This window comes from Palleronia sp. (assembly GCF_042089775.1).
Lineage (GTDB): Bacteria > Pseudomonadota > Alphaproteobacteria > Rhodobacterales > Rhodobacteraceae > Palleronia.
The window spans coordinates 1,210-3,043 of the sequence record NZ_JBELKF010000216.1; the positions used below are offsets into that span (position 1 = coordinate 1,210).

The following is a 1,834-nucleotide window of genomic DNA, read 5'->3' on the forward strand; positions in this document are numbered from 1 at the left end:
AAGGCCAGCGCGACAACCGCCGCGTCGATCTCGTCTTCCGGGTCGCCTGAATTGCCAGACCTGAAATCTCTCGTTTCATCCGACGGCTTCGCCAGACGCCTTCGCCAAGTCCGCGAGCTTGCTCGCGAGATGCCGGTGTCGCTCAACGACCCCTCGAACTACTTAACCCTGCGCAGCCGCGGCGCAGGGTCGAAAACACCGATCCATCCCGCCTTCCGGGATCGCGTGCTGCGCGCGGCCCTCACGGCGCCCTACGCCCCGAAGGACGGAAAAGGCCTCATCGCCTGGCTGACCGCCGTCCTCTCCGTGCCTGGGTATTCAGCGCCCTCAACCCAAACTGTGTCGTGCTGGCTCCATGGGGCGAGCCTTCCCTCTGAGCGGCATCTCCAGTCCCTCGCCCGCGCCCTGCATCGCGAGCCCCTCTGGCTTCTCGAAGGACACGGCTCCGAGATGGAGCCTGACACGGTGCCGCCGAGGCAGACGATAGAGGTCCTGTTCGTCGATCCCCGGAAGAGGATGCCCGTCTTCGGAACCGTGGGACTTATTCAGGGCGGTCGGTCGAGCTGGTTCGCTGCGCCCTCTATCCACAGGGACCTTGTCCTCGTGCCGCCCGAGGGCGCGACGAACATGTCATTCACCTGCAGGTGCCCATTAGACCGCTCGATGTGCTCGTGCCAACCCCCGAGGGCCGCTTCCCGCGAGGCTGTTACCACGTCCCGTTCAGCGCGCTGCGCAATAGCGGCCGCGATCGTCGGTCGGGCGAATTGATGGTCGATATTCGGATCGGAGCAGGCGGGGAGGTGAGCCTGTTGGACCCGGCGGGAGACGATATCCCCTGCACGTTGCTCCTGGCCGGGCAAGGCTCCGCGGGCTGACCCGCGGATCACATCCGCTCTGGCGCCCGCTCGTCGCGGGTATCGGCGAGGGCCATGGTCGCAGGCGCGAAGACCTCCATTTCCGGCAACGGTCTCCCGAGGCCGGTGAGGAGCTCCTCGCCATGCCCTGCGGCCAGCGCGGCCACCGGCGTCATGCCTGACAAACCTGTCAGCGCGGTCCCGGTGAGCCAGCGACCGGTTTCGGCATTCGACGCCAGCCAGGGCCGCACCCGGCAGGCGAGCAGGTAGGCCGACCGGATCGCGAGAGGCTTCCCGGCCAGGCCGCCGAGCTGTTCCGGATCGAGATGAAGCGCCCAAGCGAGCAGGGCGAGATCGATCTCGCCTTCGGGGCTGACGCAATCGTCAAGCTGGCGGCACTTGGTCACGTCGGATCCTCCTGGACGGATGGGCGGCCTCGGCGGGACGGCCTTGCTCATTCGGGTAATCGTGGATTGTAGACTGTGTCGAACCGGAGGCGGGTCAACAAGAACCTTGCGTCCCTCAATCGAGGGTAGCGGTCACCCGCTCACCTGTTCGCGCAGAACGGAGACGGTGACGCCACCCGCCATGTAGAGCCCGAGGATGACAAGGAGCGCGAGCCCCGTGTCGCGCGGCGCCTGCGGCCAGCTTTGCTCATCGGTGGCTCGAGGCTCGACGCTCACCGCCAGGTAGCGCGACTGGCGCGCCGCGGCGGCCCGCGCCGTCTCCATCTGCCGCATGGCTTCGGTCAGGATCTCGCGCCGCGTCTCGACCTCGCCTCGCGCCATCTCGACTTCGCTGCGGGCGCGCGAGAGCGACAGGACGCCGGCGCCGCCGGAGATCTCGCGCCGCTGCAGGGCGATCTCGGCCTCGAGCACACCGATCCTCTCGGTGAGCGCCGTGACACGGGCCGCGTTCGGGCGCCGGTTGGCATTCAGCGTCGCGAGGTCGACACGAGCTGTGCTCAGCTCCTCTTCGAG

At 67.8% G+C, this 1,834-nt stretch carries 1 protein-coding gene and 1 pseudogene; both read right to left on the reverse strand.

Translation table 11 applies throughout. The features are described from left to right. Positions 1–883: 883 nt before the first annotated feature. Positions 884–1,312: a hypothetical protein gene (locus ACFDS3_RS20170; protein WP_375264118.1), complete on the reverse strand. Its 429-nt coding sequence runs from the start codon at positions 1,310–1,312 to the stop codon at positions 884–886. 81 nt (positions 1,313–1,393) lie between these two features. Continuing rightward, a pseudogene (locus ACFDS3_RS20175) lies at positions 1,394–1,834 on the reverse strand (capsule biosynthesis protein); the annotation flags it as partial.